The organism is Gilliamella sp. WF3-4, assembly GCF_001690275.1.
Lineage (GTDB): Bacteria > Pseudomonadota > Gammaproteobacteria > Enterobacterales > Orbaceae > Gilliamella > Gilliamella apicola_C.
The window spans coordinates 51,657-77,895 of sequence record NZ_LZGW01000052.1 but is presented as its reverse complement, the minus strand read 5'-3'; the positions used below and the strand labels follow the sequence as shown (position 1 = coordinate 77,895).

24 protein-coding genes and 2 pseudogenes are annotated in these 26,239 nt (G+C 35.3%); 11 read left to right on the top strand and 15 right to left on the bottom strand.

Annotated elements, in window-relative coordinates:
* The first annotated feature begins 110 nt into the window (after nucleotides 1-110).
* From A9G47_RS11805 to A9G47_RS11795, 3 genes are all read left to right on the top strand, one after another.
* Complete coding sequence (locus A9G47_RS11805; RefSeq protein WP_065642968.1) at nucleotides 111-425, top strand: hypothetical protein; 315 nt, start codon at nucleotides 111-113, stop codon at nucleotides 423-425.
* A 493-nt stretch (nucleotides 426-918) separates the two neighbouring features.
* On the top strand, nucleotides 919-1,242 hold the full coding sequence (locus A9G47_RS11800) for a DMT family transporter (protein ID WP_218057105.1): 324 nt from the start codon (nucleotides 919-921) through the stop codon (nucleotides 1,240-1,242).
* Between the two features lie 26 nt (nucleotides 1,243-1,268).
* On the top strand, nucleotides 1,269-1,583 hold the full coding sequence (locus A9G47_RS11795) for a DMT family transporter (RefSeq protein ID WP_065567254.1): 315 nt from the start codon (nucleotides 1,269-1,271) through the stop codon (nucleotides 1,581-1,583).
* Nucleotides 1,584-1,676: 93 nt separating this feature from the next.
* On the opposite strand, the gene A9G47_RS11790 is transcribed toward A9G47_RS11795, so the two are convergent.
* Nucleotides 1,677-2,279 (bottom strand): peroxiredoxin C, encoded by a 603-nt coding sequence (locus A9G47_RS11790; RefSeq protein WP_065567255.1) that lies wholly within the window; start codon nucleotides 2,277-2,279, stop codon nucleotides 1,677-1,679.
* Nucleotides 2,280-2,397: 118 nt separating this feature from the next.
* Entirely contained in the window at nucleotides 2,398-3,708 is a 1,311-nt protein-coding gene (gene srmB, locus A9G47_RS11785) for an ATP-dependent RNA helicase SrmB (protein WP_065642967.1), read from the bottom strand.
* A gap of 349 nt (nucleotides 3,709-4,057) precedes the next feature.
* Between srmB and trmA the strand changes: the two genes are divergently transcribed.
* The 3 genes from trmA to A9G47_RS11770 all read left to right on the top strand — a co-directional run bounded on the left by trmA (nucleotide 4,058) and on the right by A9G47_RS11770 (nucleotide 7,594).
* A complete protein-coding gene (gene trmA, locus A9G47_RS11780; protein ID WP_065642966.1) occupies nucleotides 4,058-5,155 on the top strand; it encodes a tRNA (uridine(54)-C5)-methyltransferase TrmA in 1,098 nt (365 codons plus the stop codon).
* A gap of 362 nt (nucleotides 5,156-5,517) precedes the next feature.
* Nucleotides 5,518-6,204: a heavy metal response regulator transcription factor gene (locus A9G47_RS11775; RefSeq protein ID WP_065567284.1), complete on the top strand. Its 687-nt coding sequence runs from the start codon at nucleotides 5,518-5,520 to the stop codon at nucleotides 6,202-6,204.
* The gene (locus A9G47_RS11770; RefSeq protein ID WP_065642965.1) at nucleotides 6,182-7,594 is read left to right on the top strand and encodes a heavy metal sensor histidine kinase; all 1,413 of its coding nucleotides are present in this window, start codon (nucleotides 6,182-6,184) and stop codon (nucleotides 7,592-7,594) included. The genes A9G47_RS11775 and A9G47_RS11770 overlap by 23 nt, the downstream gene beginning before the upstream one ends.
* Here A9G47_RS11770 and A9G47_RS11765 read toward each other — a convergent pair.
* The 6 genes from A9G47_RS11765 to A9G47_RS11740 all read right to left on the bottom strand — a co-directional run bounded on the left by A9G47_RS11765 (nucleotide 7,587) and on the right by A9G47_RS11740 (nucleotide 12,380).
* Entirely contained in the window at nucleotides 7,587-7,787 is a 201-nt protein-coding gene (locus tag A9G47_RS11765) for a YaeP family protein (RefSeq protein WP_065580077.1), read from the bottom strand. The genes A9G47_RS11770 and A9G47_RS11765 overlap by 8 nt on opposite strands.
* A 23-nt stretch (nucleotides 7,788-7,810) precedes the next feature.
* Nucleotides 7,811-8,773, bottom strand: a complete 963-nt coding sequence (gene rfaC, locus A9G47_RS11760; protein WP_065642964.1) for a lipopolysaccharide heptosyltransferase RfaC — start codon at nucleotides 8,771-8,773, stop codon at nucleotides 7,811-7,813.
* Nucleotides 8,773-9,822 carry an ADP-heptose--LPS heptosyltransferase RfaF gene (rfaF, locus tag A9G47_RS11755; protein ID WP_065567261.1) on the bottom strand — a complete coding sequence of 350 codons (1,050 nt, stop codon included), beginning with the start codon at nucleotides 9,820-9,822 and terminating at the stop codon, nucleotides 8,773-8,775. The genes rfaC and rfaF overlap by 1 nt, the downstream gene beginning before the upstream one ends.
* A 15-nt stretch (nucleotides 9,823-9,837) precedes the next feature.
* The gene (rfaD, locus tag A9G47_RS11750; protein WP_065567262.1) at nucleotides 9,838-10,764 is read right to left on the bottom strand and encodes an ADP-glyceromanno-heptose 6-epimerase; all 927 of its coding nucleotides are present in this window, start codon (nucleotides 10,762-10,764) and stop codon (nucleotides 9,838-9,840) included.
* Nucleotides 10,765-10,874: 110 nt separating this feature from the next.
* Nucleotides 10,875-11,645 carry a methyltransferase domain-containing protein gene (locus A9G47_RS11745; protein WP_065580081.1) on the bottom strand — a complete coding sequence of 257 codons (771 nt, stop codon included), beginning with the start codon at nucleotides 11,643-11,645 and terminating at the stop codon, nucleotides 10,875-10,877.
* A 3-nt stretch (nucleotides 11,646-11,648) separates the two neighbouring features.
* Complete coding sequence (locus A9G47_RS11740) at nucleotides 11,649-12,380, bottom strand: 1-acylglycerol-3-phosphate O-acyltransferase (protein ID WP_065567264.1); 732 nt, start codon at nucleotides 12,378-12,380, stop codon at nucleotides 11,649-11,651.
* An 87-nt stretch (nucleotides 12,381-12,467) separates the two neighbouring features.
* Between A9G47_RS11740 and mnmD the strand changes: the two are divergent.
* Nucleotides 12,468-13,166: pseudogene (gene mnmD, locus A9G47_RS11735) on the top strand (tRNA (5-methylaminomethyl-2-thiouridine)(34)-methyltransferase MnmD); the annotation flags it as partial.
* Nucleotides 13,167-13,232: 66 nt separating this feature from the next.
* On the opposite strand, the gene tamB reads toward mnmD, so the two are convergent.
* From tamB to dapB, 5 genes are all read right to left on the bottom strand, one after another.
* On the bottom strand, nucleotides 13,233-17,054 hold the full coding sequence (gene tamB / locus A9G47_RS11730) for an autotransporter assembly complex protein TamB (RefSeq protein WP_065642962.1): 3,822 nt from the start codon (nucleotides 17,052-17,054) through the stop codon (nucleotides 13,233-13,235).
* Between the two features lies 1 nt (nucleotide 17,055).
* A complete protein-coding gene (gene tamA, locus A9G47_RS11725) occupies nucleotides 17,056-18,771 on the bottom strand; it encodes an autotransporter assembly complex protein TamA (protein ID WP_065642961.1) in 1,716 nt (571 codons plus the stop codon).
* 17 nt (nucleotides 18,772-18,788) lie between these two features.
* Nucleotides 18,789-19,328, bottom strand: a complete 540-nt coding sequence (gene hpt, locus A9G47_RS11720; RefSeq protein WP_065567268.1) for a hypoxanthine phosphoribosyltransferase — start codon at nucleotides 19,326-19,328, stop codon at nucleotides 18,789-18,791.
* Between the two features lie 132 nt (nucleotides 19,329-19,460).
* Nucleotides 19,461-19,958 (bottom strand): tRNA adenosine(34) deaminase TadA, encoded by a 498-nt coding sequence (gene tadA / locus A9G47_RS11715; RefSeq protein ID WP_065582718.1) that lies wholly within the window; start codon nucleotides 19,956-19,958, stop codon nucleotides 19,461-19,463.
* Between the two features lie 7 nt (nucleotides 19,959-19,965).
* Nucleotides 19,966-20,787, bottom strand: coding sequence for a 4-hydroxy-tetrahydrodipicolinate reductase (gene dapB / locus A9G47_RS11710; protein WP_065580087.1), 822 nt, complete (start codon nucleotides 20,785-20,787; stop codon nucleotides 19,966-19,968).
* A 130-nt stretch (nucleotides 20,788-20,917) separates the two neighbouring features.
* Between dapB and A9G47_RS14695 the strand changes: the two are divergent.
* A pseudogene (locus A9G47_RS14695) lies at nucleotides 20,918-22,144 on the top strand (MFS transporter).
* Between the two features lie 64 nt (nucleotides 22,145-22,208).
* Here the strand turns inward: A9G47_RS14695 and A9G47_RS11700 are convergent.
* Nucleotides 22,209-22,820, bottom strand: a complete 612-nt coding sequence (locus A9G47_RS11700) for an FKBP-type peptidyl-prolyl cis-trans isomerase (RefSeq protein ID WP_065642960.1) — start codon at nucleotides 22,818-22,820, stop codon at nucleotides 22,209-22,211.
* Nucleotides 22,821-23,027: 207 nt separating this feature from the next.
* Between A9G47_RS11700 and bamE the strand changes: the two genes are divergently transcribed.
* Both bamE and A9G47_RS11690 read left to right on the top strand, forming a co-directional pair.
* Nucleotides 23,028-23,450 carry an outer membrane protein assembly factor BamE gene (gene bamE, locus A9G47_RS11695; protein WP_065567273.1) on the top strand — a complete coding sequence of 141 codons (423 nt, stop codon included), beginning with the start codon at nucleotides 23,028-23,030 and terminating at the stop codon, nucleotides 23,448-23,450.
* Between the two features lie 481 nt (nucleotides 23,451-23,931).
* A complete protein-coding gene (locus A9G47_RS11690; protein ID WP_065588704.1) occupies nucleotides 23,932-24,294 on the top strand; it encodes a hypothetical protein in 363 nt (120 codons plus the stop codon).
* A 226-nt stretch (nucleotides 24,295-24,520) separates the two neighbouring features.
* Here A9G47_RS11690 and A9G47_RS14370 read toward each other — a convergent pair whose 3' ends face one another.
* A complete protein-coding gene (locus A9G47_RS14370; protein ID WP_176700708.1) occupies nucleotides 24,521-24,685 on the bottom strand; it encodes a hypothetical protein in 165 nt (54 codons plus the stop codon).
* Nucleotides 24,686-25,192: 507 nt separating this feature from the next.
* Here A9G47_RS14370 and dusA point away from each other — a divergent pair.
* The gene (gene dusA, locus A9G47_RS11685; protein WP_065567275.1) at nucleotides 25,193-26,155 is read left to right on the top strand and encodes a tRNA dihydrouridine(20/20a) synthase DusA; all 963 of its coding nucleotides are present in this window, start codon (nucleotides 25,193-25,195) and stop codon (nucleotides 26,153-26,155) included.
* The last annotated feature ends 84 nt before the right edge of the window (nucleotides 26,156-26,239 follow it).

Genomic DNA, 26,239 nt, shown 5'->3' with positions numbered 1-26,239 from the left:
ATGTTTTTATCGGGTTAGTGAAGTTAGTCTTTTTATCGATTTGGCTTGAAAAGCGTGATTTGTTCGCTTATTTTATAAGAAGAAAAATTTTGCTTACATCTGGATAATTTATGCTACGTTCTATTTTTATTTATCTTATGGCACTTTTAACACTTACTGGTTGTCAAGCTGAATCAACAAAATCGATGAATGTGATTGTAACTAATTCTAAAACAGAGGTTTTTTATTCAAGCTCTCATAGTGATTATAAAATTACTATTTATGCACCTAATCCACCCGCTCCCAAGGGTGGTTGGCCAATTATTTATCTTCTTGATGGCAATAGTTATTTTTTAACAGCCCATAGTATTTTGACTAATTACTTTCCTTTTCCTATGCTTAACCAACTTAACTGTCCTATAAATAGCGATACTAAACAAGTATGATAACGCCTACTTTAGATTTATAATAAAAACGGTTTAAAAACAACACCTTATTATTCTATACTGATTTAAAATTAAATTAAAAAAGTATAATTATTTTTATTTTTTTCTATCAATTTATCTATTTCTTTTATATCTTTCTAAAAGCATACGATATGGTATGATATGGAATAGGCAGGCTAACTTATATAAATTGTAATACATTGAATTATAAAAGTTTGCTCTTGCTATTGATGATTCTTCATTATAGAATTATCTACCTTATTGAAAAATAATAATAAAACTTATAGTAAGGTATCATGAAGATTAGTTGCTTTGACTTATTCGTTTTTTTGACTTAATAGTTAAAAACATACAGTAATTAAGCTCTTTTGGTGGCAAATGTTCTGTTTGCGAACCATCTTTTATTTTGTCGTTGTTTATCGACGATAGATCATTATCAAGTGCTATATAAAATAGGTTATGACAAAAAATAAAGTAGCAAAACGAGGTAGCTATGTTAAGCGTGAATAAAGAGTGGGCATTTGTAGTGCTGACTTGCTTTTTTGAGTTATGTTGGATTTTAGGGTTTAGCATCGCAACCGAGCTATGGCAGTGGGGTATCATTGTGTTGCTAATTGTTGTCGATTTTACTTTTTTAACCAATGCTTGTAAAACAATACCCACAGGTACAGTGTATGCCATATTTTCAGGCGTTGGTGCAGTTGGTGCGACAGTGATTGACATGTTGCTTTTTGACAAAGAAATTAAATTAATTCAACTTTTTTTTGTGGCACTTATCATTATTGGTGTTGTACAACTTAAACGTGCGGATAGTTAATATTACAATAAAGGACAAATTTAATCATGGGATGGCTATTGATATTAATTGCAACTGTTTTTGAAGTTCTTGGAGCGATTGGTCTTAAGTTATATGCAGAGCAAAAAAGTCTGTTTAGGCTTGTTTTATATTGGGGAGGATTTTCTGTGTCTTTTATGCTTTTTTACTTTTCTCTCCATTATCTTGAATTGAGTATTGTGTATCCTGTTTGGGTTGGTCTTGGCACATCGGGGGCAGTGTTAGCTAATATGTTATTGTTCAATGAGCCTAAAAACTTTTCTCGATTATTTGGTTTGAGCATTATTATTATTGGTGTTGTTGGTTTACATGCTACTTTATAATCAGTTTTGATTATACTGACAAAAAAACCGGAGATAAACTCCGGTAAAATATAATGTAAGGTTGAATAAAAAAAGAAATGAAATTAAATTAAATTAAATTTCGTTAGCATGCTCTTTTAAGAAACTTGCAACGCCTTTCGGGTTTGCTTGCATGCCTTTTTTACCTTTTGTCCATTGTGCAGGGCAAACTTCTCCATGCTCTTCATGGAATTGGAACGCATCAACAATACGAATCATTTCGTCGATATTACGACCAATTGGTAAATCGTTAATCGTTTCATGGCGTACAATACCTGATTTATCAATAAAGAATGATGCGCGTAATGCCACACCGGCTTCAGGATGTTCAACACCATATGCTTGCATAATTTCGTGTTTGATATCTGCAATAATCGGGAATTTTACCTCACCAATACCACCATTGTCTCGAGGTGTGTTTCGCCAAGCGTTATGTACGTATTCAGAGTCCATTGAAACACCAATAACTTCAACTCCTCGCTTTTTGAATTCTTCTAGGCGGTGATCAAATGCGATGATCTCTGATGGACAAACAAAAGTAAAGTCCATTGGCCAGAAAAAAACCACAGCATATTTACCATGAATATGTTGTGATAAATTGAAATTGTTAACAATTTCTCCAGATCCTAAAACTGCTGCTGATGTAAAATCTGGGGCTTTGCGAGTGACTAATGTCATAGTGTTTCTCCTTGCTAATTAAATGTAAATCATATCGTGAAGCATTATAGCAACTAAAATCGATTGTCCAAGTTGTTATAAACAATCGGTATCATAAGTTTAAGCTATTAACTGTTGATTATTGTTCGGTATTATTTATTAATTTTTTAGGTTTACCTTTATTTTTGGTATCTCGATGACGCTGTTTTATCTTTTTCTTCTTGGTATCTTCTTTTTTGCGAGCACTTTTTAATTTTGCTTTTTGCGAAGGTTTTTTCTTTGTTGCTGGCTTTGGGGCTTTTGTTTTTGGTCGCAATTCATCAATGGTTCTTAGCTTTATTGGTTCTTGGATATAGCGCTCAATTTTTTGTAGTAATTCGTTATCATGAGCTTCAATTAGCATAATTGCCGTACCTTTTTTACCTGCACGTGCAGTGCGACCAATACGGTGTAAATAAACATCGGCCGTTTTTGGCGCATCAAAATTAATAACATGGGTGATATTGTCAATATCGATTCCACGTGCTGCGACATCGGTTGCAACAAGCACATTGACCGTGTTGTTACTCATTCTTTTTATTGCTTCGTTACGTTTCGCTTGCACCATTTCGCCTTCTAAATAGCAACTATGGATGCCAGCTTGATGTAGCAGGCTTACTAATTCGTGCACACGTTCACGTTTACGGACAAATACAATCGTTTTTTTTAATTCTTGTTGTTTTAGTAAGTGAGTAAGTAGTGCCACTTTATGAGATAGGTCGTCAGCACGATAATAAAATTGTAAAATCTTTTTACGTTCTTTGCGTGATGGATCAGCATTGATTTCGATTGGTGCATTTAAAATACGGCTAGCAAAATTATGTAACCCTTCTCCTTCAAGTGTCGCTGAAAATAGTAACGTTTGTTTACGCCAGCGAGTCTCGGCTGATATGGTTTCGACATCTTGTGAAAAACCCATATCGAGCATGCGGTCTGCTTCATCTAAAATCAGCATCTCAACTGCTCGGCAATCAAAATTTTCTTCTTTTATATACTGTAATAATCGACCTGTTGTTGCAATAACAATATCTTGATTTTTGCTAAATACTTCAGCGTGATTCATATAAGCAACCCCACCAGTGATGGTTGCGATGCTTAGCGGTGTCGATTCGGTTAATAATTTGGCTTGCTCGGCAATTTGCATGGCGAGTTCACGCGTTGGTGTTAATATCAAAATGCGTGGTGGCCCAGATTTACGACGAGGGAAATCTAATAAATGTTGTACAGCAGGAATTAAAAAAGCGAGTGTTTTACCCGTACCAGTTGGTGCTGAGCCTAAAATATCTTTGCCATCTAGAGCAACAGGAATCGTTTGTGCTTGGATTGCTGTCGGGGTGTTTATATCCTGCGTTTGAAGATTGTGAATTAATATATCATCTAGCTCTAAATCAGAAAAAGTGTGTACTGTCATAATGATCTTTTCATCTAAAATTATAAGACACATTATAACGGCAATTACTATAACTACAATCAATAAAAGTGTGATGGATTATTATTCGTTCTTTATACGTTATTTGCTTACAGATAAGTTATCTTGAAGAAAATGTTAACTTGTATGACTAAAAACTTAACGATTTATTTAAGCAAAACTTATCATCTTTGAGTGTTTATGGTAAGATTAGATAAATTATTACAGCATGTAAAATGGCGATTAGGCTATTCCGTTGCGGTTTAACGCTTAATCAATTTGTACCTTAATACAAGTTGGTTCAAAATTTCCTATTAATTAATATTTCTATAATAACCATCAGATAATAACTATGACTGAATGTTTTTCGATTGATAACTATAATAAGCAATTAGAACGGAAAGTAGATATTTTAAAAACATTATTATCAGACTTTTCTCTTCCCGAATTAACAGTCTATTCATCGCCCATTAGCCATTATCGAATGCGAGCTGAGTTTAGAATCTGGCATCATGGTGAGGAGCTTTATCATATTATGTATGATAAAAAGACAAAAAAACGGGTACGCGTGGATGAATTTCCTATTGCGACTAAATTAATTAATCAAGCGATGCAAACTATTTTGCCTTTATTACAGCATAATCATCTACTTCGGCATTTATTGTTTCAAATCGATTATTTTTCAACCTTAAGTGGTCAGTTATTAATTACGCTTTTATATCATAAAAAGTTAAATGATGAATGGATAATTGAAGCAAAAAAATTAAAAATGCAATTAGCTAAACAAGGCGTAAATGCGAGTATTGTCGGGCGCGCTAGCAATCAAAAAATTGCAATTGATGTCGATTATGTTGATGAGATTTTACCCATAATGGGTAAAACGTTTACTTATCGTCAAGTTGAAAATAGTTTTACTCAACCTAATGCGGCGGTGAACATTAAGATGTTACAGTGGGCTGTATCAGTCACTAAAAATTTGTCGGGTGATTTACTAGAGTTTTATTGTGGTAATGGTAACTTTTCAATTGCACTGGCACAAAACTTTCGAAAAGTATTGGCTACTGAAATTGCTAAAGCGTCAGTTTATTCTGCTCAGCATAATATTGCCATTAATCATATTGATAACCTTACGATTGTCCGATTGTCGGCTGAAGAGTTTACCAGCGCAATAAAAAAAGAGCGTGAGTTTAATCGTTTAAAAGGAATTCATTTAGATGATTATCAGTGTGATACGGTACTGGTTGACCCGCCTCGTGCAGGATTGGATTTAAATACTATTGATATATTGCAATCCTATAAAACTATTATTTATATTTCGTGTAATCCAAATACATTGCGCGACAATTTGCAGTTATTGAGTAAAACGCATTCAATTCAACATTTTGCGATGTTTGATCAATTTCCTTATACCGATCATATCGAAACAGGCATAGTATTGTGTAAAAAGTAAAAGGATCTGATATTCAAAACAGGATATTTTTGCTACAATAAGCCCAGTTTATGTGTGACTAATTATTGTTTTCAGTATATATACAGACTTGCGCTAAATTAGATAAAAAAAAACCCTAGATAAACTAGGGCTGCATTAAATTGCAAGGAATGGATGAAAGGAAATAAAACAATGAAACAATAATGTCTAGCCTCATGAATCATTGTGTAGCTACTATAGCAAAGACAAACCAACTGATTGGTGACATAAACATTACAAAATGGTCATTAATATATCATGATTGATTTAATGTTTATCATTTATTCTATAGCAGTATTATGCAATTTCGACAACCAGGCAAACAACAAAGGAAGTATTCAGATATGAAATTGTTAGTAGTTGAAGATGAGCAAAAAACAGGTGAGTATCTTCGTCAAGGTTTAGTTGAATCTGGATTTGTTGTTGATCTAACAAACAATGGTCTTGATGGTTATCATAGAGCGATGACAGAAGATTACGATTTAATTATTTTAGATGTCATGTTACCTGACATTGTGGGTTGGAAAATTGTTCAGTCACTGCGTGAGGCTGGCAAAGATACCCAAATTATGTTGCTCACTGCTATGGGCAGTGTTGAGGATAAAGTAAAAGGTCTTAACTTAGGTGCAGATGATTATTTGGTCAAACCTTTTTCGTTTGCTGAATTACTGGCTCGGGTTAAATCCTTGCTTAGACGTAATGTCCCACAGGTTAATAATTCTCAATTGAGTATTGCTGACCTAGTCATGGATCTTCCTAAGCGCACGGTAACACGTGGTGATAAGCGCATTGATTTAACCAATAAAGAGTTTTTATTATTAGAGTATTTTTTACGTTACCCAGGTGAAGTATTACCACGTTCCCTAATCGCCTCTCAAGTTTGGGATATGAACTTTGATAGTGATACCAATGTCATTGATGTCGCAATTCGACGCTTACGTAATAAAATTGATGCCGATTTTGAGCCTAAATTAATTCATACAGTCCGCGGAATGGGGTATAAGTTAGATGTCTTGGATGAACCCGAATAAGTTAATCTCATTGCGTTTGCCTCTTATTGTTTGTTTAATAACGTGTGGTTTACTTTATTGCTTCAGCTTTCTAATTGAACGTTCTTTTGAAAAACTTTCAATTCAGCAAAATGTGTCCGAACTTAATTCGGTTATTGACTCTATTGAGCGTGAGCTTGTTTATTATTCTCCCGACGAGAACCGTGATGAGTTTATTCAAAATTTGTTATTAATTTTGACAGGGCACCATCGGTTATTTGTTTATATTATTGATGAGCAGGGAAAAATAGTTTACCGAACCCGTGGACCCAATCTGGCTTTTGCTAAAACTCAAATTGATTTTGATAACATTGTTGAAAATCACGGGACAGATATTTGGAATCAAGACAAATCATCATATCGAGTTGCGGCCTCATATGTTGCCATTGAAAATGGCAAGCACTATACCACAATCGTTGCTATTGGCCGTGATCTACAGATTGAATTCATTCGACGTTTACGTGACGGTTTAGGTTTACTTATTGGTATTGCTTGTATTTTGGTATTAATTGGTTCTTTTATTAGTATCTATTTTACCCAAAAACCGATTAATCGATTGATTAAAAAGATTGAAAAAATTAACCTTAAAAGTTTGAATTACCGCATACCCACTTCTTTAGTGCCAATTAAATACGTGAGTTTGGTCAAAGCATTTAATGATATGCTTAATCGTATGGAGGATGTGTTTCATCGGCAACGCAATTTTACAGCAGATATTGCCCATGAAATGCGAACTCCAATTACTAATCTAACTACTCAAACGCAAATTGTGCTCAATAATGCTAGAACGACAGATGAATATCGTGAGATTTTATACTCTAATTTGGAAGAATATGAAAAAATGTCACAGATGATTTCCGATATGCTGTTTTTGGCTCAAGCAGATAATCGCCAATTGGTGCCTAATTTAATTGATATTGATTTACATAATATGATCACATTAATGTGTGAGTATTTTGAGCCACTGACTGACGAGAAAAATATCACTTTCAACCTTGATGGTAACTGTTCTCATATTCAAGGTGATAAAATGATGTTGGGACGAGCAATCAGTAATATTTTATCTAATGCTATTCGTTATACTCCAGAAAATCAGGTAATAAGCATAACATTAAAGCAAGTGAATGAAAAACGTGTGCAAATTGTTATTTCTAACCCAGGTAAAAAAATTGACAGTAAGCATTTGCCACATCTTTTTGACCGATTTTATCGCGTTGAGGAATCACGCCATCGTAACGGAAATGATAGCGCGGGCACTGGAATAGGGCTTGCGATAGTTAAATCTATTATTGAAACGCATAAAGGTACGATTTCTGCCGAATCTGACGAGCAATCGACACGCTTTATTATCAATTTACCAACTGCTATTTAACATCAAAGTCACTAATCAATAAATTAGCTGCTGCATAAGCAGCTTTATCTTTTAGTTCTTGTGGTACAAGGTCGTTAAGCACAACTTCATTTAACACTTGCATGACAGCACCTAAGGCATCTTCAATATAACCGAGATCATTACTGCCAATTTGTGCGTATTTTTCATAAATAAGATCGCTATATTTTTTCATTAAATTCGCTCCTTGAGGTGCCGTTATAAAAAATTAGCCAATTGTTGGTAAACTTGCTCGGCTTGAATAGTTTGCATCATTTTTTCGTTTGAGATAATGCTAAATTGGTTTTTTCCATAACCACCAATCAACTTTGGATCAGTTTCACCAAATAAAGTGATATTTGGGCGATCTAATGCTGCGGTTAGATGGCTTAATCCGGTGTCTACTGAAACCACTGCTTTTGCCCCAGCAATAATGGTTGCTATGTCGGAAAGTGATAGTTTGGGGAGTACTTCGACGTGTTTAAATCCTTGAGCTAGCCGGATTGCTCGCGCTTGCTCATGTGGCGCTCCCCAAGGTAATTTTATTTTTAAGCCTGTTGGTTCAATCAGTTTGATCAAATTTCGCCAGGCTTCTTCACTCCAATGCTTTTCATCTCGCGTTGTTGCGTGTAAAAAAATCAAGTATTGCTGATTATCATCTGGTAATGAAGATAAAAAATGTTGAGCAATTGCATAATCACCAATTGAGTCAGGCTGTTTGTATTGTAGGCTTTGTGCAAACAACAATCTAATGCGCTCAATAGCATGCATTTGTTTCGGTATGCGGTGTTTTACATCATAAAACCAACTTGCAATAGGTTCTTTTATGCTTTTTCGATCTAAACCATGTTTAATACCACGTGCTTTGCGTGTGATTAAAAAAGCACTCTTAATTAACCCTTGTGCATCAATTATACAATCATATTCTTGCTGGCTAAGTGTTTGGATAAATTTATGGCGTTCTTGACGAACATTTTTAGCAAACCAATTTTTTCGCCAACGTCTTATCGCAACAGGAATTACTCTATCGACGGCAAAATGCCAGCTAGGTATTTGAGTAAAATTTTCTTCAACTACCCAATCAAATGTGATGTTAGATAAGCTATTGGCTGCATCGGTCAAAGCTGGTAATGTATGTAGTACATCACCCATTGAAGATGTTTTAACAATTAATGCACGCATTATTCATTACTCTTTTGACAACGCATAATAAGATTCATTAATGTTTCAAAAACACTATCTGGCTTAATATCAATTAAACTTTGATGATAACCTTGCTCGGTATCACCTCTACGAACACGATGGTATCCAGTCATTAAACGGATAATTTCTGCCTTATCTGATAGCGGCGGAGTAAAATCAGGGCTACTTGGCCCATAAAGAGCCACCAATGGTTTATTTAACGCAGCTGCCACATGCATTAATCCAGAATCGTTAGTCACAATTGCTTTACAAGCTGCAATTAAACTAACGGCTTGTTCTAATTGAGTTTGACCAGCCAAATTAATGCATTTATTTGCATAGGTCATTTTTGCCATAATTTGTTCACCTACATTTTTATCATTTGCTGAACCAAAAATAATAATTTTGGCATGCTGTTTAACAAGCATATCGGCAAGTGTAGCGTAATGATAATCAGGCCAACGTTTGGCAGGTCCAAATTCAGCACCAGGGCAAAAACCAATTAAAGGCTCTTCTTGAGTTATTGAAAAGGTTGATAGAACTTGAGTTATTTCATCCTGCTTGACATTGAGCTTTGGCCACAATAGCGGATGAGGTAAATCGGAAGCTGAATGAATTTGATCTTTAGGATAAGCAAGCGCAATATAGCGTTCAACCATTAATGGAAAAGCTTGTTTATCAAGTTTACGTAAGTCGTTTAATATTCCATAGCGCATTTCGCCTTTCCAACCAGTGCGTTTAGGAATTTTTGCAAAAAAAGGTATCAATGCTGACTTGAATGAATTAGGCAATACAATGGCCTGATCATAATGATTATTTCGCAGTGATTTAGCTATCTCACGACGTTTTGTTAAAGCAAACTCACCATGACCCAATGGCATTGTAATTGCTTGATTCACCTCTGGCATTCTATTTAATAGTGCAGAGCACCAAGCTGGTGCAAGCACATCAATTTCGTTACTGGGATCAAGTTGTTTTAATGTACGATATAGGCTTTGCGACATCATCATATCGCCAACCCATGAAGGGCCGATAATGAGTGTTTTCATTTAATCAGATCCTTTTTATTGCTCATTGAGCCATTTCATATATTCTGCGGTGCCTTCTGCAACAGTTTTAAACTCGATTGGGCATTTTGTCTGCCTAAATTTAGTTAAGTCAGCCTGCGTATAGCTTTGATAGCGTCCTTTTAGGTGTTCAGGAAAAGGAACATAATCAATTTCATCTTTTTTATGGTAATTAAGCACTGCATCGGCAACAGCTTGGAATGATTCTGCTCGGCCTGTTCCACAGTTATAAATCCCCGAGATTTTATTTTTCCAAAACCATAAATTGACCTCAACCACATCACTGACGTAAATAAAGTCACGTTTAAAATTATCGCTACCAGTAAATAGTTTCGGTTTTTCGCCTTTATTAATTTGTTCATTTAAATGAAATGCGACACTGGCCATACTGCCTTTATGTGATTCGCGAGGTCCATAGACATTAAAATAACGGAATCCGCAAACTGGCGAGTTAGCTTGTGGTAATAGACCTCTTACATACTGATCAAACAAGAATTTAGAATACCCATAGACATTTAATGGTTTTTCATAAGCGCGATCTTCAATAAAGTTATCACTGCGCCCGCCATAAGTGGCGGCAGATGAAGCATACAAAAATGGAATGTTGAAGTCTAAGCAGTAATGCAATAAATCTTTGGAATAGTCGTAGTTATTTTCCATCATAAACTTGCCATTCCATTCAGTGGTTGATGAACAAGCACCTTGGTGAAATATGACATCAATATCAAGATCTTCATGACTGATAATGGCTGTAATAAATTCATCTTTATCCATATAATCAGCAATATCTAAATCAGTCAAATTGGCAAATTTTGTGCCATCAGTTAAATCATCAACAACCAAGATGTTTTTATATCCTTGGTCGTTTAAACCTTTAACAATATTACTACCAATAAATCCAGCGCCGCCTGTTACCACGATCATGTTTATTTTCCTTAACCAATAAAATCAATCCGCTTATGATACCGATTTATGGCAAAATTTTCGAGTAATCATTTAAAAAAACGTGAATGAAAGCCAGACTATTTATAAAATTATCTTAATTTTGCTGTAACTAAAATATATCTGGCCAAATTAAGATAAGGCTCAGTTTGGCAGTACTTTTGTTCAAGTTCTAATAGTTGCTCAAAGTGAGTTTCTGCTTTGGCTTTATTGGCAAGATAGTCGTGGAAAATACGAATGCCTGTTTTTTGTAGGATGGTAAAATCGATTTGATTAAGCCATTGATATACATCAATGGGTTCTCTTGGAAAATCGGGCGAAAGCGTCTTTTTTTTGCGCTTAGCTAAACCTGCTTGTGTATAGCCAAAATTACCTAATGTGACAGTTTTAAATAAAAGGGCATGATAGTTATAAAACATTAACGATAAGTAGCCATCGGGTTTAAGATGTTTTTTTAATGCTTTTAATAACGCAATTGGTTCAGCGATCCATTCTAATACAGCATGACAAATAACTAAATCAAAAGGTTGGTTAATTAAGCTATCAAGCTGCTGAATCGGGCAGCAAAGACAATTTATCTTTACGTTTTCTATCTGTGCTTTTTGTTTAGCAAGTGCTAACATTTGTTCTGAGATATCGCAAAGTGTGACTTGATGCCCAAGTTTTGCAAGACGGCAGGCAATTTGACCTTGCCCTCCGCCCGCATCAAGTATGGTGAGTGGCCTATTAGGTGGGTAGGTTGCTAGGATCTCTTCTAGTGTTTGCCAAACTATCGCTTCGCGAATTTTACCTTTGGTTGTGCCATAAATGTTTTGTGCAAACTTGTTGCTGATATCATCAAAATTGCGATCTTGTTTATTCATAAGTTATTTTTGATTGTTCAACTGTTTTGCTTCATCATTTATTTGTGCTATTTTGTTTGCCATCTTCGTGTAGCATTGTTCCATTAATGCTCTAGCATCTTCTTTGCATAGATTTTTGGTTTCAATTGGTTCTAGCATTTCAACAATCATATGGCCATTATTTAAACGGTTTAATTTAATGTCATTGGTTTGCGATACACAAATTGGCACAATTGGTACACCAGCAGCAATTGCTGCTTTAAATGCACCTGTTTTAAATGGCAATAGTCCTCGACCACGGCTACGAGTGCCTTCAGGAAACATCCAGATAGATATACCGCGTTTCTTAATTTCATTGACGACTTTTCCGATTGTATTGCGCGCTTTTGATTTATTGTCCCGATCAATAAGAATATTGCCTGTAAGATAGTAAAGTTGCCCAAAAAAAGGAATCCAAGCTAAGCTTTTTTTACCTACGGTAACCGTTTTGGGCTGTAGTACATTAGCGGCTACAATTACATCGTAATTATCTTGATGATTAGCGATATATACGCAACTACCTAATTTATCAATATCCGGATAGATGCGAGTATCAACTTTTATGCCCATTATGGGTTTAAAGACAAACCCAAACAAATGAGCAAATCTTGCTACATTTTTGGGATTTCTTGGGTTAAGTAGGCAAAAAATGATGCCTAAGACACAAATGATAATACCGATTATTACAACGCTAATTAAGCGAAAAAGAAATACCATAATTTACCTCATAAGTTGACTTGGCGTATTATATACATAATCTGAGTTAATATACAGTTTGTTAAAAACAGTTATTCAAGGTGGTTTATGCATAAATCGACTATTATTTGGGATGAAAATCAGATACCTGTTTCTACTTATTTTGATGATGTGTATTTTAATACGCAAGGCGCAGTTGATGAAACAACGTATGTATTTATAGATGGTAATAATTTACAGCAACGCTTTGTTGAGCATAACAAAGATACCTTTGTTGTTGGCGAAACAGGCTTTGGCTCTGGATTGAGCTTTTTGATCTTATGGCAATCTTTTTTGCATTTTAGACGTCACAACCCAGAACATATACTTAAACACCTTGCTTTTTTTAGTATCGAAAAATACCCACTATCGTTAGATGAATTAATAAAGGTTCATGATAGTGTGATTTCTAAAAATAACCCCCTATTTTTGTTAGCTAGGCGACTTCAAAACGGTTTAATTAACTCTTCTTGCCAGTTTGATAACGTCAGTTTAGCGATATGTTATGCTGATATCAGCCATTTTTCGACATTTTTAACTAAACAAAAGGTACTTGTTGATGCTTGGTTTTTTGATGGGTTTTCGCCAGCAAAAAATCCAGATATGTGGACAGAATCCTTATTTAAAGATTGTTATGCATTAACTGCCTTAAATGGCTCATTTGCCACTTTTACTGCGGCTGGATTTGTGCGGCGAAATTTGCTTAATGCAGGATTTAACGTGCTTAAACGTAAGGGGTATGGGGTTAAGCGTGAAATGTTAATTGGTTATAAAGATAAGTAGCCTTGCCAAGGAGTTTGGCAAGGCAAAATGGTTATTCAAATTTTATTCAGCTTAAAAATCAAATTGATAAATTAGATCTAATGTTTGCGCTAAGCTTGATGTAGCCTCTAAATAGAGGCTCGGCATTAAACGATAACGTAAAGTAAATGTAGCTAATGAATCAAATATACCAACGCCATATTTGAGTTGCAAATTAGGTAATATATAACCGCTAACTACAACTTTAGAGCTATTGCCTGCGCCTTGTGTATCAAGTGTTAGATTTTTGATACCAAATAGGTTACCGATATCGCCAACATATTTACCTGTTTTTGCTGTGCCAATACCAACTAGCAGTGCTGTCATCATGTCGCTATCACTTTGTTCTGCGCTATCAAGCCCTTGACCGCGAATTATGTAGGAAAGGGCTTCTTGTTGTGACATAGCTGGGTCTGAGAATATTTCAATTTTAGGTGATTGAGACGATCCTGTAACGCGAATTCCCGCCATGATATTGCTATTATCCATTGATTCAGGATTGCGTATAGCTTCAATATCAAGCCTAGCTTGATCTGCCGATCCTGAGAATGTGATAATGCCTTTATGAATAATTAAATCTTGCCCATAGGCGTGGAACCGACCTGTTGGTATCAACACTTCTCCATGCAGATCAAGTCCTTTATTGGTTTGTGTCGCAATCAGATTACCTTTAAGAGAGGCATTTAACCCAAATGCATCAACAGTGACTTTATCTCCAATATTGATCTCAAGGTGGCTAAAGATGTTCATGCCAAATTTTTGTGGTTTAATTTCTTTTCGATTTGTATCAAGCATGACTTCATCAGGAGATACATCAATGCTTGATGGCGGAAGTGATTCAACCGTTATTTTCCCTTTTGGTATGTTAACTTTGCCTAATAATGTTAATTCGTCTTGTGTCGCATTGATTTTAATATCTGGAACAATGGTCATAACAATCATTGGCGGCACCGAAACTTCCATAGCAGCTCCATTCACGGTTAACGAAGCTTGCCATTTGTCAAAGGTATTCCAACTGGCATTACCATTAATATTAACATTGCCTGCTTGCGTAGTTAACATACCTTTTAATGTGGATGATTTTCCATTGAAATTGATATCAACTTTGGCTGATTTAATATCAATGGGTAATTGGCTTGACTTTATTTCGCTATGTTTTAAGCCAATACTTCCAGTTAGTAACGGATCATTTAGTGAACCAGAAAATTTAACCGTGCCATTAATAGCGCCTTTAGCGTAATCTTTGCTATCCAATAACGGATTAATAATTGCCAAAGCTAATTGATTGATATTTAATTGACCACTTAATTTTTTTTGTTTTACCGGATCAGTGATAACAAGGTTACCATTGATTTTTCCTAGCTTATTTAAACTAAAATGCCAATCGAGTTTGGCTTGTTGCTCATTAAACTCAGCCTCTATTTTAAAAAGATCGAAAGGTAGAGGCAGCGCTTTTGAGGTAAGCATTTGTTGAATATAAACATCAGAGCTAGTTATATTGGCTTTGATTGATGGTAGCATACTATCATGATTAAATTGTATGATGACTTTACCATTAACATTACCTGCAAGTTTGGTTTCACCATCAGTTGGTATGGGCAATTTAGACAGATTAATCTCTTTTAAGGTAATGCTTGTATTGGTATTATTAGTTAATGATAATTGTTTATCAAGACAAATACTTGACTGATTATTATTCCAACAGTGGGCATTAATACTGGGCACTTGATGGGCTACATCATAAGATAAGTCCACTGATTTAGTGAGTTGCCAATTGTTATTATTGCCTAAGTGTAGTAGGGCACGAGGAATCGTTCCGTTCCATTTTGTACGCGCTTTATTCAGTTTTCCTATTAACGAAGTTTTTAATGATGCTGGTTCACCATCAATATCAACCGTTAAAGTATGAAGGTTTTCACTGCCAGATAGTTCAATATTGGCTTTTTTGATTGTTTGACCAGGTAGCTCTATTGTTTGAGCCGTTAACTTCATGTTGCCACTGGCTTGGTTTTTATATTCCACTTTGCCAGTAACATTGGCTTTAGCTATTTTTATTGTATCGAAAGATAGTGAATTAATGGTTAAATTCGTGTCTACGATTGCATTATCAGATGTGCCATTGAGTTTTATATTTCCAGCAATAGATCCTTGCATACCATCAACTAATAGCGGTAATGATTCAAGATTCAATTTTGCTAACAAGTTGCCTTTATCGTTCGCTCCATTTAAATCTATCTGATTTTTACCCCATTTAATCACAAGATTATTAGCAGAGATTTTATTTTCTAAATTACTAGACATGCTACCAGATGCGAAAAAATCAGCATGATTAATATTACCTTTTAACTGCAAATCGGATAAATTTACTATCCATTTACCCTCTTCAAGCTTACCAGTTGTTTTTAATAGACCATTTAATCGAATAGGATAACTTGGTAGCTCGTTAGTGAGATCGACATTATTTAGCTTTAGGCTTGTATTCCATTGTAATGCTTGTAGCCAACTTATGTTTCCCGCTACATTAATTTCCCCATGCGGTAATTTTATGTTGGCACGCTCTATCATTGCGTCTTGGTTGGTTCCTGTGCCCACAATCTCAAACTTGGTATTGGCTAGTTCTTGTCCCTTTATATTGCCTTTGGCTGACAGTTGATATTGTTTTACATTACCCTTTATTGATGTTGAAAAATCATCTAGCTGGTATTGTGCTGATCCCTCAATTGGCCATTGAATATGCTTACCTTCAAGTTGAGCCATTATAGGTAAGTATTTTTCAATAAAATTAAGGTGCCCACTCATAGCCATTTGATTTAAACCACTCATCTTTATATTAGCTAATAGTTCGCCAAGCAATTTTCCTGAAAACTGAGCATTTAATTGGTTTTGTTCAGTATTCGCTTTAATTAATGCTAGTACAGGCCAGTTATCGTGTAATGTAATTTCGCCCGAGGCAGAAGTATGTCCATTGGCATAAGGGGTGCTAGCATCAAATTCCGCTTGTTTTACAATAATGTGACTATTGACAATATCGGTTTGAATAGCAATGTTATTAAATCGATAATCTTGTCCACCAATATGTAATAACCAATGATTACCGGTTAAACTTGTGACATTAATATCTAATGGAATATTAACTTGGGGCAATGAATCAATTAGCGGTTGATTAAAAATCTCGGTAATTTTTTCATTAAGTGCAATGTCTTTGTCTGTTGTTGTTACGGTTTGATTTGTCAGTGTTTTATCCGCAAAAATAGCACTTAGATCTGTTGCAACAGCAGGGTATACATAAATCTGATGATTCACCCATGTGGCTTTTCCTGTAAAGTCTGACATGCCAAATTGCATATCATCAACAATAACATTGACATCCGTTAGGTGGGTATGTTTAAGATCTATCGGTAATGGTGTTTTGAGCTTGAAGAGGTTTTCTTCATTAGGTTCACTTGCTGGCTCACTTGATTCACTTGGCGAACTGTCAATTTGTTCGGTGTTAATGGAAACTTTTACCCCATTGGCATTAAATTGATCTACACACACTTCTGTTTTTAGTAAGCAAAGCCCAGAAAGTGACAATGAAGCCTCATTGACTTGAACATTAACACCTGGTAATTCAAGGGAGAACCCTTGTATATGTAGATCATGAAACGTACCCTCAACTTGGGCAATTTTTAGCTCGGGTAAAAATTTATTTAAAACATAAGTGGTTATTTTGACACCTAAACTTGTGTAGATAAGTAGAATAGTAAAAACAGTGAGAAAAACGATAACAGATAAAATGGCAACGCTTCGTTTTTTCCATTTACGTATCCGTTTTAATTTTTTTACTTTTTTAATTCTAGCCGTGTTGTTATTCATTTTATAATTCACTTCCTAAACCAATATATAGGTGAATAGAACCGCTTTTTTGGTTAAGTGGCGTTGCTAAATCGACTTTTATTGGGCCAACAGGTGAAGCCCAGCGAATGCCGATCCCCGTTCCTGTATAGAATTTAGTTCTATCAACTTTGTCAATAGCTTCTCCTGTATCGACAAATGCGGCTCCCCACCATGAGCCAGATAAATTATATTGATATTCAAGTGAGCCAGTGATGAGTTTTGAGGCTCCTTTTAACTTGCCTTTTTTATCTTTAGGTGAAATAGATTGATAACTATAACCTCGAATACTACGTTCACCACCAGCAAAAAATCTAAATGACGGTGGAACACGGTCAAAATTGTTTGCTTGTATAATGCCAAAATTCCCACGAGCTATAAATCGATGGGATTTTTGTAACGAGCGAATCCATGCGTGTTGTGCTTGAAAGCGCATCAGATTAATATCAGAGCCTAATGATTCACCAGCAGCTTCAAGCGAATAACGTTGAGAATCTCCCCACATTGTTAATAAATTACCGTCAGAACGAATTCTAGATAAGCTAAGTGATGGATAATATAAAAATGTTCTAAAGCTAGCATCGCCTTGGGTAAAGTCATCACGTAATACATTAAAACCTAAAGCGGTTTGCCAACCATAGAAATTATCCCAGTTGCGTAAAGCGCCAAACGTATAAGATTGTGAGTAGGTATCATTATTATCAATCTTTTTATAACCACCTTGAATGGTGTAATACTGTTCAAGCGGTGATTTTTTTAAAGGAATTTTATAACTCATCGTAACCAATTGTTCTGGCGAGGATAGCGATAAATTACTTTGAAAACTCTGCCCACGGCTATTGATCCATGGTTTGTTCCAGCCAATTTTTCCGTGCACACCGTTATCTGTTGAAAATCCTAATCCTAGATCCATATTATTTTTCTTTCTAGGCGATGTATCGACATCAATTGGGAGTATTTTACCTTCTGTTAAATGAGGAAAGTCAGGCACAACTACAACTGAGTTAAACCAGTTTGTTGAGGTAAGGCGCCTATTTAATAATGACAACTGCTCTGCCGTATATTCTTCACCCTCTTTAAATGGCACAATATTAGCTAAATAATCTTTACGGATTTTAGCATTATGAAAAGTGACTTTACCAAATCGATAACGTTTACCTGTTGTATAATCAATATTCCAAAAAGCTTGATGTTCAGATAGTAAAACCGCTAACTGATGCTTGGGCATATTGGCATCAAAGTAACCTTTTTTTAGTGATAAATCTTGCAGGTTTTTCTTAAATGATTCATAAACACCATGATTTAATATATCACCGATTTTGGGTAAGTTGTTTTTTTGTAAATATTCAAAATCGGGATCGTGTTGACCTTCACCAGTAATATTCACATTGAGTTGCTTAACGAGCACAGGCTCGCCTGGCGATATATTGACAACAAGAACTTTAGGATTTTGTGCGTTATACTCGAAAGTCGGCGAATAATAACCTAATGCACGAAGCGATTTTTGCACTTCATTTTCAAAATAACGCTTAAAATTGGGTGTATCATCAATTTTATTGGGGGCGATTAATGATATACGAGCATCGACATTGTCAGCAAGTTCATCTGATAATCCCTTAATTGATAACTTCATATCAGCATAACTTGATGTAGCGCATATCACTAAAAGCAAGCCTAATGACCAAGAAAATCGTGACACATACACCTCGATATTTGTTAAGATTCAAGTAATTTTATATGTCCAATATAAGGCAAATGGCGGTAATGTTGTGCATAATCGATACCATAGCCAACCACAAACTCATCAGGAATGGAAAATCCAATATATTTTACGGGTACAGCTACTTCACGACGTGACGGTTTATCTAATAACGTACAAATTTCAATGCTACGAGGATGACGTAATTTTAAAATCGCCATCACCTTACTAAGCGTATTACCGGTATCAATAATATCTTCGATAACCAACACATCTTTATCACGGATATCTTCATCTAAATCCTTTAATATTTTGACGTCCCGATTACTTACCACCGCATTACCATAACTTGATGCTGTCATAAAATCGACTTCGTGTCCAACGGTAATGGCTCGGCTTAAATCTGCCATAAAGATAAATGAACCACGTAAAAGTCCAACTAAGATTAGCTCATTTTGACTATGTTGATAATCTTTACTGATTTGTTGACCTAACTCGATTACTCGTTTTTGGATATCATCTGATGATATCATCATGCTTAATTCGTGTTTTTTCATTAATAATGCTCAAGTTAATTTTCAAAAAAATTTAATTAGATTCTAGCAATTTTCCTTGATAAAAAGAATAAGCAAACTTACTTTTTATCAAACTAAGATAAGAATGAATTTTAATATTTTATACTGAAATGCTTAGTTACCTAAAACCGTCTGACCACTCTCTTTAACTTTCTTTTTTTGTAAACGCCGTTTTTTAAAAAAATCACTTAAAATAGTACTACATTCATTAGCTAGCACTCCGCCAGTAACTTCAGCATAGTGATTGATACTTGGATAAGCAAGAATATCAATAAAAGAACCTGCGGCGCCAGTTTTGTAATCACTTGCACCATAAACAACACGTTTAATACGACTATGAATAATGGCACCAGCACACATAATACAAGGCTCAAGCGTGACATAAAGAGTTGTATTGATTAGGCGGTAGTTAGTTAAAAGTTTTCCTGCTTGCTCGATAGCCATAATTTCAGCATGAGCCGTAGGATTATGTTTACTTATGGGTTGATTATAGCCTTCGCCCATAATTTGATTATGTTCATTAACAATTACCGCACCTACAGGTATTTCGCCTATAGATTCGGCATGTTTAGCAAGCATTAATGCATGTTGCATCCAATATTCATCTAACATTTTACGACTATAGGTTATTGAGATTTAACACATCACGCATGTCATATAAACCAACGGGTTGTGTGGCAAGCCATAGTGCTGCACGCACGGCACCATTGGCAAAGGTCATTCTACTCGACGCTTTATGGCTAATTTCAACCCGTTCGCCAATGTCTGCAAAGATAGCAGTATGTTCGCCAACAATATCACCTGCTCGAATAGTAGCAAATCCAATAGCGCCTTGTGGTCTTTCGCCAGTATGACCTTCACGACAATAAACAGCACGATCGTTTAAATTGCAATTAAGTGCATCGGCAATCGCTTCGCCCATGGCTAATGCGGTGCCTGATGGTGCATCGACTTTATGGCGGTGATGGGCTTCAATGATTTCAATATCAGTATAATTACCCATGATCTTGGTTGCTTTTTCTAATAGTTTTAGCACTAGGTTAACGCCAACACTAAAGTTTGCAGCAAAAACAATAGCAATTTTTTTTGCTGCATCGGCAATCGCTTGTTTACCTGCCTCATCAAAACCGGTGGTGCCAATAATCATCATTTTTTTATTTTCGACACAAAATGCTAAGTGAGTCAGCGTGCCTTCTGGGCGGGTGAAATCAATCAATACATCAAACTGCTCTTTTGCTTGTTGTAAATTATCAGTAACTTTAATGCCACAAATACCGATTCCAGCCAGTTCACCTGCATCACTACCAAGCAACGATGAGCCTTCGCGCTCAAATGCTGCACCTAAAGTCACGCCTTCGATTTGTGCAACGGCTTGGATGAGCTGTCGTCCCATTTTTCCGCCGGCACCCGCAATTGCGATACGAATCATATTTGTTGACATATAACTTTCCTTAACTTTTTATGGCTATAGATAAATAAATATTATAGCGGAAAATAAGCAACTTATACATAATGTCAAATTGAAATACTACAAATTTCGAGCGCTTTTTATTTAAAAAGAGGTGAAAATTATGATGCGATCTCCTTGGTATTTTGGTTGGAATATTGTTATTGCAGCCTCGCTTTTAACGTTGCTTTCTAGCGGATTAAGGATGAGCATGGGCGTATTTTTTCTTCCTATTGCAAACGATCTTGGTTTTAGTCGCAGCGTACTTTCTGGCATTATTGCTATTGGTATGCTTTTTTCGGGTATCGCCACGCCAATAGCGGGATATTTAGAGAGTAAATATGGCACTCGCTTTGTGCTCATATTAGGATCAATCATTATTATTGCCTCAACGGTTTGGTCTGCGAACTCTCATGATTATTGGAACTTTTTCTTGTCTTTTGGTATTGCGTTATCTTTTGGTACTTCTTTTGTCGGTTCTGTCAGCTTTACGCCTATTGTGGCGCGTTGGTTTATCAAACGAAGAGGGTTAGCATTATTTATTCTATCAACAGGCAGTATGGCTGGCATGGCGGTGATGTTACCTGTTTTTGCTTTCTTCATTCCAATTTATGGTTGACAAACCACACTAGTTGCGTTTGCGGTGATCTTCATGATTATGGCATTGCCTATTGCCTTTTTTATTATGAAAGATAATCAATCTGAAATTGCAACACCGAATATAGATCCTGTTATCAATCAAAAAACAGATGATAGCATCAAACTTATGGACGTATTAAAAACACGTCCATTTTGGCAGCTAAGCTTTGGGCTTTTTACCTGTGGTTTTAGTATGAATTTATTAGGAACACATGGAGTTCCAATGCTCGTTGATCACGGCTTTGATTCAATCACCAGTTCTAACGTTATTGGTTTAATTGGTTTAGTCGCTATTTTTAGCACTCTAGTGTTAGGGTATCTTTCTGATATAGTGCAACGAAAAAATATTTTAATGATGGTCTATTTAATCCGAGGATTAGGTTTTATTGCTCTTGTTTTAGCATCAAGCAAATGGCAGCTTTTTACTATAGCAGCAGTAGGAGGGCTGGTTTGGGCGGGTGCATTGTCATTATCGGGCATAATTACCGCTGATATTTATGGAGTAAAGCTTGTCGGATTACTTTCTGGATTAACCTATTTTTTTCATCAAGTGGGCGCAATGATTGGCTCATGGCTTGGTGGATGGGCTTATGATAATTTACATACCCACTTAGTTGCCTTTGGTACGGCTAGCATCTTATTGTTGATGGCGGCTGTGACTGCTTATTTCCTTCCTAAACAATTACCGCTTGTCGCAAAACACGCAAAATAATAGTTTAAAACAAATGGACGCCAAATTGCGTCCATACCTATCTATAAAATTTTTAGATAACTTTTTATAAAACTTTTAATAGTTCAACATCAAAAATTAATGCGCTGTATGGTGGAATTGATGCGCCAGCACCTTGAGCACCATAGGCTAATTCTTGAGGAATATATAAACGCCATTTCGACCCTTCAGGCATAAGTTGTAGTGCTTCTACCCATCCTTTAATTACACCGTTAACTGGGAACTCAGCAGGTTGGCCACGCTCTACAGAGCTATCAAATACCGTGCCATCAATTAATTGCCCAGTATAATGAACTTGAACGCGATCGGTCGCTTTAGGTAAAGCGCCGTCGCCTTGTTTAATGATTTCATACTGTAGACCAGATTCAGTTGATTTAATGCCATCTTTTTCAATGTTTTTGGCAAGAAAATCTTTACCTGCTTGAGCAATTTTTTCGGCTTGTTTGGCTTTTTCTTTTGTTGCTTGTTCATGTATATGGCGTAATGCATCATGTAGTTCTTGTAAAGGCAGGGCAGGAGGGTTACCCGCTAAAACATCTTCCATTGCAAGTTTTAATGCATTAAGCTCTAAATTGTTTAATCCTGAGTCTTTTAATTGTTGACCAATTTGTAATCCAATAGCATAACTTGCTTTTTGCTCTGTTGTCTCTAATTTCATTTTTTACCTTTTATTATTTAAAATAATGTTTATTGTAACGCTATTAAATTGGTTGATACCACGACAAAAGTCAAGCAATAATTCGCATGATGGTTTGATGATAGCTTAGCTTATTAGCTAATTGTGAAAGAATTTATCAATTTGGCTAGCACTTAGATAAAATATCAGCGATAATATAAATTATAATTTTTTTATGGATAATGTTAGATGCTGTTTCGTAAATTTACCGCCTTTGCAATTGTAGCAAGTGTTTTATTAACGGGATGTTCAGTTGTTGAACGTTGGGTATATAGACCAGATATCAACCAAGGCAATTATGTAACACCAGATGCTATTGAGCTATTACAAGTTGGTCAAAGCAAAGAACAGGTTGTCTTTATTATGGGCTCACCAATGTTAACTTCTGTTTTTGGTGATAACATTTGGTATTATATTTTCCGCCAGCAACCACAACATGGTGGCGTTAGCCAAAGAAATTTTGCTATCTATTTTGATGAAATGGGCATAGTAAAAGATATCAAAACCACCGAATTAGCCGGTTCTAAATCATTAGAAGAGATGAACAAACAAGGTATATCAGATCCAATTGATGTCAAATCTGATGATGATAATGCTACTCCTGAATCTTAAAAAATAAAAGCCTCGTTAAATAACGAGGTTTTTTGATTTATACTATTTATACATAAAAAAATGACAATTTTAATTATTAATACTAGCCATTACTTAAATAAAGAAAGAATAGTGATAATAATTGAAGTGATAAATGTAATTAGAAAATATTTCCAATAGCCATAAAGATTTTCAAGAGCAAAGACCCCAACCTATTAATTATCCGCTTTTTCTAGCTCTTTTCTGCTTTTTCTCTCTGCATGTCGATTTAATCTACTAGATCTTTGACATGTCCCATTCTCAGTTTGTTTGCCGTTGATCTAGTTTTCATACCGAGGTTTTGTTCTGCTATTTAAATAAAGGTATTGTTGGTGTGTTAAATTTACCGATTAATAAAAACACGGTGTTTATTCTAATACTCCACTTTAAATTTTTAAACTTTCATAAACAACATAAAAAGTGTATTATTAATAAAAATCAATAACCGAGACAGGAAATCCTTATGTTGAAAAAATTAATATTAACCGCAATGTTATTCTCTACTGCTGCACACGCTAAATTTATTCATCCAATGGACTTTGATGGTTCAGAAGCTCAAAAGGAAGAAGTTATGGAATATATTAAGGATAATGTTAAAAAAGACTATTGTGGTAAATTAGATATGTGCCAAGCATCAAATTTAAGAATGATGGAACGAGAAAATTTAAATGCATTTAAAAAAGCGACTCAAGCAAAAAATAGAAAAATAATGGATCGAGTGATCCGCGATTATTGTACTAGTGGTTTAGATATGTGTAGCTATATCAATATACAAATGATGTATGAAGAAAATAATCAAGCCGACAATGAGACATTATCTTGGTAGATGATTCTTTTTTTTTGTGTTGTTCCTGATTTTAAAGAGCTCGATATTCTCATTATGTTACGTTTATATAAAACGCGGGCTCAATAACAATTTTCATAATTGAGTTAAATACACGTAATAGAGGTTGATTAGTTACCACTCACTAAAAAATTTTACTAATTTTGATAAAAAAGTAACCTTGGCATTTGTTAGCTGGTTAGATAAATATTTGCTATATATCAAGTTCCTATACCTTATATGCGCCAAGATAACTAAAAATGGTTTGCATGTTCACTAGCCCAATTAAAATTTTCCGTAGTTTCCAAGCTTTATCAGCATCTTTATATGCTTTCTTCGCTTCCAGAGAATTGACAATTTCTTTTTTTATTTTTCTTATGCTGTGTTTAGTCATTTTCTATCATCTTTTTGGGGGTTGATAGCAACAGGTTTAGTTCTTGATACCGCTAGACATTCTACAATATTCAATGATGTGATGGGCATTTAGGGCAGATAATTGCATACTTGCAATATCACTATTGATCAAGATTTACATAACATATTGTTTTTAATCATGTCCAGAATTGTTCTATTTCCGATAATTGGTTTATAACTCATACTTTTACTATTTGTTGCTTACTAAATATTGTTACTTACTAAATATTGTTGCTTGCTAAATACTTTTGGCTGATGATTAATTATCTTGGTTTTTTTATTTCAACGGTGCAACGATAGCGAAGTGTTTCGTCTGCACGGACAGGTTTATCTATGATACAATAAGCCATAAATTATTTGCCTTAAATTATTCTTCCTATCGGCGTGGAAGTTTAATAATGAAAAAATATATCAAAATAGGTAAAAATAAGCAAAAATAATATTTCTGAAATAATCAGTAAAAACAGCTATAAATATTGGTGTATCAATGAATTCAACCCTTAACAAATTTTCCATTGCCCCTATGCTGGATTGGACCGATAAACATTGCCGTTATTTTCATCGAATTTTAACTAAGCAAACATTACTGTATACCGAAATGGTAACAACAGGGGCAATTTTATTCGGTAAAGGCGATTATTTAGCGTTTAATCATGAAGAGCATCCAGTCTGCTTACAATTAGGCGGGAGTGATCCAAAAGCGTTAGCGCAATGTGCGAAATTAGCACAAGAGCGTGGTTATGACGAAATCAATTTAAATGTGGGTTGTCCATCCGATCGTGTACAAAATGGCATGTTTGGTGCTTGTTTAATGGGAAAAGCTGATTTAGTTGCAGACTGTGTTGCACAAATGCAAGATCAAGTTGATATTCCAGTCACAGTAAAAACCCGAATTGGCATTGATGATTTTGATAGCTATGCTTTTTTATGCCAGTTTATTGAAAAGGTGATGCCTTATACTAATACATTCATTGTACATGCGCGTAAAGCCTGGTTATCGGGATTAAGTCCTAAAGAGAATCGTGAAGTGCCACCGCTTGACTACGACCGTGTTTATAAGCTCAAACAAGATTATCCTCATTTAACCATAGCTATCAACGGTGGTATAAAAACAATGGATGAAATAAAACACCACTTACAATATGTTGATGGCGTAATGGTAGGGCGAGAAGCATATCAAAACCCTTGGTTATTGACTGAAATCGATTCGAAAATTTTTGGTGAAAAGCCCTCTGTCATCGACCCGATATCGGCTATTCGTGCTCTTTATCCTTACATTGAACAGCAGTTAGCACAAGGTGCTCAGCTTAACCACATTATGCGTCACACTTTAGGCCTCTTTAATGGGTGTAAAGGTGCAAGACAATGGCGACGTTATCTTAGCGAAAATGCGCACAAAAAAGGAGCTGGAGTCGATGTGGTAGAACAAGCTTTAATGTTTATAGAATAGTTTTTATCGAATAGTTTTCCTAAAATTGTCATTATATTCGCTTATAATGACAACAATTGCACGCAGTTAGTGTATCGTTATATA